6 protein-coding genes are annotated in these 7,632 nt (G+C 51.5%); 2 read left to right on the top strand and 4 right to left on the bottom strand.

All coding sequences use genetic code 11. The features are described 5' to 3' along the window. Positions 1–805: 805 nt before the first annotated feature. The 4 genes from LBJ36_07505 to LBJ36_07490 form a co-directional block, all read right to left on the bottom strand. Entirely contained in the window at positions 806–1,108 is a 303-nt protein-coding gene (locus tag LBJ36_07505; GenBank protein MDR1378883.1) for a hypothetical protein, read from the bottom strand. Positions 1,109–1,493: 385 nt separating this feature from the next. Further along, the gene (locus LBJ36_07500; GenBank protein MDR1378882.1) at positions 1,494–2,618 is read right to left on the bottom strand and encodes an Ldh family oxidoreductase; all 1,125 of its coding nucleotides are present in this window, start codon (positions 2,616–2,618) and stop codon (positions 1,494–1,496) included. A gap of 78 nt (positions 2,619–2,696) precedes the next feature. Next, positions 2,697–3,362: a hypothetical protein gene (locus tag LBJ36_07495; GenBank protein ID MDR1378881.1), complete on the bottom strand. Its 666-nt coding sequence runs from the start codon at positions 3,360–3,362 to the stop codon at positions 2,697–2,699. A gap of 21 nt (positions 3,363–3,383) precedes the next feature. Beyond that, a complete protein-coding gene (locus LBJ36_07490) occupies positions 3,384–4,289 on the bottom strand; it encodes a YitT family protein (GenBank protein MDR1378880.1) in 906 nt (301 codons plus the stop codon). Positions 4,290–4,466: 177 nt separating this feature from the next. Between LBJ36_07490 and gyrB the strand changes: the two genes are divergently transcribed. Both gyrB and LBJ36_07480 read left to right on the top strand, forming a co-directional pair. Next, the gene (gene gyrB / locus LBJ36_07485) at positions 4,467–6,365 is read left to right on the top strand and encodes a DNA topoisomerase (ATP-hydrolyzing) subunit B (GenBank protein MDR1378879.1); all 1,899 of its coding nucleotides are present in this window, start codon (positions 4,467–4,469) and stop codon (positions 6,363–6,365) included. Positions 6,366–6,539: 174 nt separating this feature from the next. After that, on the top strand, positions 6,540–7,628 hold the full coding sequence (locus LBJ36_07480) for an RNA ligase RtcB family protein (protein MDR1378878.1): 1,089 nt from the start codon (positions 6,540–6,542) through the stop codon (positions 7,626–7,628). Positions 7,629–7,632: the final 4 nt, after the last annotated feature.

Raw genomic sequence — 7,632 nt, 5'->3', positions numbered from 1 at the left:
TGATTCTGGTAATTTGATTCTGATAATATGAGTATCCGTGTTTACCATAAATTTACCGCTAATACTAATTGCAATTATTGATAACATCGCTCCCCGCCTCTCACCTACTTGCTTGGTCGGTTAAAAAAGCCTCCGCTCTTTCCAGTTCTTTTGGTAAAGCGCCGTCATATTCACTCACCTAAATCTTTATTGTCTGTGAACTCGTCCAACCGCGACTATCAAAAAGTGTACTTTTTGATAAAATCCCAGAATTAAAATTTGGACTCAAAATTTTGGAATAATTATGGTATAATACCTAGGAAAAATTTAGCTATTTTGCTGTTGCTAGTCAGTGATAAGGTGACTAGCAAAAGGTACACTTTTTGATAGTCGCGATTGGACGAGTTCACAATTGAGCAGGGTCCCGTGCCTTTCGACGAGCGGATCTAGATCGGAGTGGTGGAAGGCGTCCTCGGCCTTTCCTGGTTGCGGATCACGTTCAAAAGCGAGGTGAACCACGCCGGGGCGTTCCCTATTGAGCGTATTACCTAGGTATGGCAAATTTTCTTTCGGCCCTCTTCCTTTTCGGGCATTATTACGATAGTATCCTGTGTGAATAAATTGTGTGAATAAAATGGAAAATAAATAAAATCAGAACGTCGGAGCGTCAAGCAAAGCCATCGAAACACAGCCACAGAGAGCGCGCACGGGAAACGTCAATAACAGACCTAAATACTTAGCATGACTGGAGTCATCAAAAGGAAAATCACAAAACATATCCAATATCCACGCCGCAGCAGCTCTAGCATCCTCCTGCGTCGGGTGTTCAGGGATAGGAGGGATAATGTCCCGTAGGGTGATAGAACAGTCGGCTCACTTTGTCGTAGCCCGGAGCATCCAATAATGTTCTGTCCTGGCGCAACGCCGGAACATTGGCGACGCGCTCAAGAGGGCGGTTGCCGTCATTGTCGTCGATAGAAAACAGGAGAACTTTTGCGGCAGTCGCGGGAGGAAACATCCCGTTGATGAAAATATTTTTAGGAGAGAAAGGCTTGCTGGCATGATAGTTGTTGAACAGGGAAATTATGAGATCTTTTTGCTCATATTGGATGGGCAGTATTCCATTCACGCGAAATTATCTATGTATGACGAGTATAAAGAAGTGATCGCCAGCTTTAAAATTCCTCTATGTTTTCTTTCCTCCAATTTTTTCTTAAATTCTTAAATAATGGCCCTGAAACAAGTCGGCTTTCCGAGCGCGGAGAGGAGTTTAAAAAATAACGGTCCGCGTGTCGTGTACCGGTAACGACTCAATAAAATATTCTGTCCGTCCGTGGATGGATGTGTCCGAGATGCGGGGCGGAACACGACCGGGATATCAACCGGGATATCGATGCGGCTGTAAATATTCTCAGAGTGGGGGCATCCACTCTTAAAGGAGAAGACGTAAAACCGGTTTTAGTCGGCTGTCTTTGTCGATCTTAGAATCTCATGACTTTAGTCGTGGGAGTATGTCACGAGAGGCTTGTGACTTCTTCCTCAGTCGGTAGAAACCGAATCGGTTCCAGCTTGAGTTCCTCGCTCAGCGAGCCCAAAAAATCGCGTGTCGCGTCATCGATAAAAATGCCTTCTTTCAGCGCTTTCTCACGAGCTTCGGATTCTTTTTCCCCGTGGATGTAAATTCTCTCCTGGTCCACCGCTTTTTCACTTTTGCGGATATCGTCGAGAATTTTACTCACTCGACGCTTCAGCTCTTTCGGATCTCCGAAAAGATCAAGTCGGATAGCGCCGAAGAAGTGAGTTATCCCTGAACCTTGGCCTTCGCGAAAGGTTTCCACCGTGCTCATGCCCAACGACAGTCCTGAACAGAGCAGCTCGACGAGAAGCCCCAGGCCGTAACCCTTGTGTCCGCCGTTTTCCTCACCCCCGCCACCAAGGAAAAGGTGACCACCATACGTCGGATTCGACAAAAACATCTTCTCGAAGCCGGTGGCGTCGGCAGTCCCGATGCCGTTCTCATCAACCGCCCAACCGAGCGGCATGGGTTTCTTGCGTCTGTCGTAAACCTCAATCTTGCCGTGAGCCACCGTCGTCGTCGCCATGTCGAGCAAAAAAACACTGTTGCGCGTGTTTTCTTCGGGTATACCTACCGCTATCGGATTGGTGCCGAGCATTCTTTGGCGCCCGTAGGTCGGGATTCCACAGGTTCGGGTATTGGTGAACGCCATGCCGATCATATCGTGTCGAGCGATTGTCTCCGCCCAGTATCCCGCAATTCCAAAGTGATTGGAGTTCCGCGCGGCGCAAAAGCCCGTGCCGGCCTGAGACGCTTTTTCGATGATCTTTTTCACGCAAAATTCCGATACATAGCAACCCACTCCGTCATGCCCGTCGACGACAAGCGAACACGGCGTCTCCCAGACGATTTCAGGCTTGGCGCCAGGCTTAGAAAAACCGCGGTCTTTATTCATTCGATAGAAAGCCAGCCGAGACACTCCATGAGATGGAATGTTTCTCGCATCGGCCTCCACAAGAACCCGCGCCGTCACTTCGGATTCCTCATGCGAATAACCGTAACCTTTTGACAGTATTGATTCGGTCAGTTTCATAAGATCGTCATAACATACCTTATTTCCCACGGTATACAACTCCTCAGCCTATTGAATTTTCTAGAGACGCGTGGCCATACGTTTCTACTGTATTTTATCTCATGTATTTTATCCCACGAACGGGCTGCCAGCCACCACAAAAGCTCCACATACCTCCGCTCCTTGGGCACGGGCGGCCTTGGCTAGACAAGAAAGAGTTGTGCCCGTAGTGCAGACGTCATCCACAAAACCCACCCGAAGATTAGAAATATCCATGCCGAAACCGAAGGCCTCAGGGGTAAGGGAGAAGCGTTCCGACAAGGAAGCACCCGCTCGCGGTGAAACATCAATTTTCCACTGCGCGACATCCAGAACCTCGGTTCCCCAAACCTCGCTCAACCCCTTGGCTATCCCTTCGGCCTGGTTATAACGCCGTTTGCTGTTCTGGTGTAGGGGAATGGGGACGAGAACGTCCACCTTCGGGCAAGCGACAACCCGCGCCAGAGCTTTTCCCAAATGAGGACCTAGGGCTCTATATCTTTTGTATTTAAGAGCCAAAATCAGTTCTTTCACGTGCCCCTCGTAAACGAATCCCGTTTGGATCTTCGGGGTTTCGGCCTTATGGATCTTACAAGGAATAGGCTCGCCGCACCAAAGGCAGCGCGGAAGTCGGAATTTAGCGAAAGACCGCAAACAATCCTCGCAGATCAGCTTCCCAAGAGCCCCACACACAGGACAGGCGACGGGCCACATAAAATGCGCGAGAAGCTCCATCAGCATTTTGGGTGATAACATTCCGGCGAATTTTTATTTATATTAAAGAGATCGCCAATTTTTGAAGCCCCTGCCCAAGACCTCCGTAGCGTCGCAAATGGAGACGAAGGCGTTCGGATCTTTTTCCCCAAGGTAAACCTTGAGCTGCATCACCTGACGCGCCTCCAATAGGGAGATCAGCACGGTACGCGGCTGCCCCGTATAGGCCCCCTCGGCATTGATGCGGGTGACGCCCCTGCCTGTCGCCGAAATGAAATCACACACGTCGTCGGGGATGTTGGTGATAATGAAAGCCTGTTTGCGCCGATCAAACTTACGCATAACATTATCTACGGTGACGCCGTAGATGTAAAGTCCCACGATACCGTAGATCACGGAATCCAACCCGATAACGCTCAACGACAGCGCCAGGATGAAAATATTCACGAAGATGGAGAACTGACCCACCTCTATGCCGTAGCGCCGGCGCATCACCATTGCCACAATATCCGTTCCGCCGCCTGAGCCCCCCACATTGAAGATCATCCCACTCGCGACGCCCTTTAGGACTCCGGTAATGACAGCAGCCATAAATTTGTCCTGGGGCAAAGGCAAGGGATACAGTAGAAAGAGGGGCATTGAAATGGAGAAAACCAAGATGGAACAGACCGTCAGGCCCAAGAAATGCAGTTGCAAATTTCTTTTGCCCCAAAGGATCAACAGCAGGTTTCCGCCAGCTACCACCCAACTCGGGGAGACGCCAAACACGTAGTTCGACAAGACCGCCAGCCCCGAAACACCCATGTCGGGGAAACGATAGGGCAGTGTGAAATTGATCACAGCGAAAGCGGTGGTCACGTTCCCCAAGACAATCACCAATAACGCCTTCCAGTCATTGCGCGCGCCACGCAGCATGGATACCAGGATTTCTTTTATTTTTCCCTGCACGTTGAACTTTGAACCAAGCAAAATAAAACAACCTTCTTTCGTAATTTTTATATTTTTTCATTCCTCGCTCATGCGCCTGGTATAATTAACCAGTTATGGGAATGATACACGCTATCGAGCCAAATGTGTATCCTTTAAAGAAAATTATGAATCATGATTATGAATCATGATATGGAAAGTCCTTCGAGGAGGTACGACATGAGCGACATCACCGACTACAGCGCCGGAAGCATACAAGTCCTGGAAGGCCTGGAGGCCGTGCGCAAACGCCCCGGCATGTACATTGGAGACACTGGCAGCCGTGGACTGCACCATCTCGTCTACGAAGTGGTGGACAACGCCATAGACGAAGCGATCGGTGGATTTTGCGACGAGATCAGCGTCGTCATTCACGCGGACGAAAGTATCTCTGTCCGGGACAACGGGCGCGGCATACCCACGGATCCTCACCCCTACAACGGACGCCCCACTTGCGAAGTCGTGCTGACCGTCTTGCACGCGGGCGGCAAGTTCGGCGGCGGAGCCTACAAAGTATCGGGAGGGCTCCACGGCGTGGGCGTCTCCGTGGTCAACGCCCTATCCGAGTGGCTGGAGGTCACCATCGCTCGTGATGGGGCCGAATGCTCCCAGCGGTACGAGCGAGGAGCGCCTGTGACGGATCTTTCGCTCCCGGTTCCTGCTGAATGGCGTGGGACGCGGATCCACTATATGCCCGACGCGACCGTCTTCGAAGAGGTCAAGCACTCCCTGGATATGTTAAAGAGCCGCCTCCGGGAACTGGCTTTTCTGAACCCCGGTCTACGTATCCACATCGAGGACGAGCGTACAGGGGAACTCAAGGACTACTGCTTCGAGGGCGGCATCAAAGCCTTTGTGGAGTACCTGGATCGGGGCAAAAACGCGCTCTTTCCCAAGCCCATTGTCCTTTCGGGCGAGAGGGACGGGGTCTCCGTGGATGTGGGTTTTCAGTACAACGATACATATCTGGAGCGCATTTTTTCCTTCGCCAACCTGATTCACACCGTGGAGGGCGGCACCCACGTCTCCGGACTCCGCACAGCCATGACGCGGGCCATCAACGAGGCTGCCCGCAGCGGAAAGATTCTGAAAGACAAAGATGAAAACTTGTCGGGAGACGACCTGAAGGAGGGCTTGACCTGCGTTGTGTCCGTCAAGCTGACCGACCCCCAGTTTGAAGGGCAGACCAAGACCAAACTCGGCAACAGCGAGGTCAAAGGTATTGTGGACTCCTTTATTTACGAGGGGTTGCTGGCCTGGTTTGAGGACAACCCAGACACGGTGAAACCCATTGTGGAAAAGGCCATCAAGGCTCGCCAAGCTAGGGAGGCCGCCAAGCGCGCCAGGGAGCTGGTCCGAAAAGGAGCCATGTCGGGCATGAGCTTACCGGGTAAATTGGCGGATTGTTCTTCCCGCTCCCCTGAGAATACGGAACTCTACATCGTGGAGGGCGACAGCGCCGGCGGCAGCGCGAAGCAGGGCCGCGATAGGTCTTTTCAGGCGATTCTGGCGTTGCGGGGCAAAATTCTGAACGTGGAAAAGGCCCGGCTCGATAAAATGCTGGGGAACAACGAGATACGGACGATCATTCAGGCTCTGGGTTGTGGAATCGGAAACGATTTCGACACTCAGAAGTTGCGTTACCACAAGATCATCATCATGACCGACGCGGACGTGGACGGGGCCCATATCAGCACGTTGCTCCTGACTTTCTTCTATCGGCACATGCCGGCGCTGATCGGCAGCGGCTACCTTTACTTGGCCCAACCGCCGCTCTACAGGGTGCAGAGAGGTAAAAAGGTCAACTATTGCTACACGGAAAAAGAACTTCGCGGATACGTGAACGACGCGGGAGACGCTAAGGTGGGAATACAGCGTTACAAGGGTCTGGGGGAGATGAACCCCGTTCAGCTTTGGGAGACGACAATGGACCCGGAAAACCGCGTTTTGAAGCAGATTGCCCTCGACGACGACGTCTTAGCCGACGAGTACTTCGATATTCTAATGGGCGACAAGGTAGAACCCCGGCGCGAGTTCATCACCGCCTATGCCCACGAGGTTAAGAACTTGGACATATAATCTCGATCATCTGGCATAGTCGTCTTGTAGAATTATCGCTTACAATTACAATCCCTTGCATGAAAGCTTTTGCATGAAAGCTTTTGCATGGAAGCCTTTGTATGGAAGCCTTTGTATGGAAGCGCATAAGCAAGCGGAAGCGCATGGGTAAATTGATATTGAGAGGCGGCTTTTATGACGCGATCCAATGACAAAATCACCCTTATAGCGAACGAAAAATGCTGGATGGAAGGCGATGCCATCGCGCAATTGAAATCCGTCGCTGCCCTACCGGGTGTAATTCGCGCCGTCGGGCTCCCCGACTTACACCCCGGTAAAACTCCCGTCGGCGTAGCCCTGGAAACTGAAGGCATAATCTACCCGCACCTTATCGGCAACGACATCGGTTGCGGTATGGGGCTCTTCGAGACAAGCTGCCGTGTGAAGAAATTCAAGCAAGACCGCGTTTACACCAAATTGAACGACATCAAAGCCTTGCGGGACATTCCTATCGATAATCCTTTCCCAGAGGAAAGCCCTATATCAGACTTGGGCACTATTGGGGGCGGCAATCACTTCGCCGAATTTCAGACAGTGGAGAAAATTTTCAACGAAAAGCGTTTCGAGGCCCTCAATGCAAACAAAAACCAACTTTTATTGTTGGTTCATTGTGGCTCACGCGGTTACGGCCAACAGGTCTTTGGCGAATTCAGGGAGTACGGCGGCTATCCCGCGGACAGCGAACGTGCCGCGGCTTATCTGACCGCTCACGACAGTGCTTTGCTGTGGGCACACCGCAACCGCCTGTTGGTCGCGAAGAAGTTGGTGGATTATCTTGGCTATTCGCCTGACGTAAAAACACTGATCGATTGCCATCACAATTTTCTCGAAGAACGCGGTAAACGGTATATCCATCGCAAGGGCGTGGTGAGCGCTCTCGTGGGCATGGTCGTCATCCCAGGATCACGTGGAAGCCTGACCTATGTCGTCTCGCCTAGTGAGAATGTCGAAGATACGGATAAGTCCGCTTTTTCGCTTTCTCATGGCGCGGGCCGGAAATGGATCCGCTCGCTCTGCAAAGGGCGTCTTAAGAACAAATATCACAAGGACGCGATCCACGAAACGCGCCTCGGAAGCAAGACCGTCTGTCACGACGTTGACCTGTTGTACGAGGAAGCTTCAGAGGCTTACAAAGGTATCGAATATATCATCGACGCGTTGGTACAGCACAATCTATGTAGCGTCGTCGCCACATTACGGCCGCTCTTGACAGTGAAAGTGTAATCAT

Source organism: Synergistaceae bacterium (assembly GCA_031267575.1).
Lineage (GTDB): Bacteria > Synergistota > Synergistia > Synergistales > Aminobacteriaceae > JAIRYN01.
This window is presented reverse-complemented; position numbering and strand designations above follow the sequence as displayed.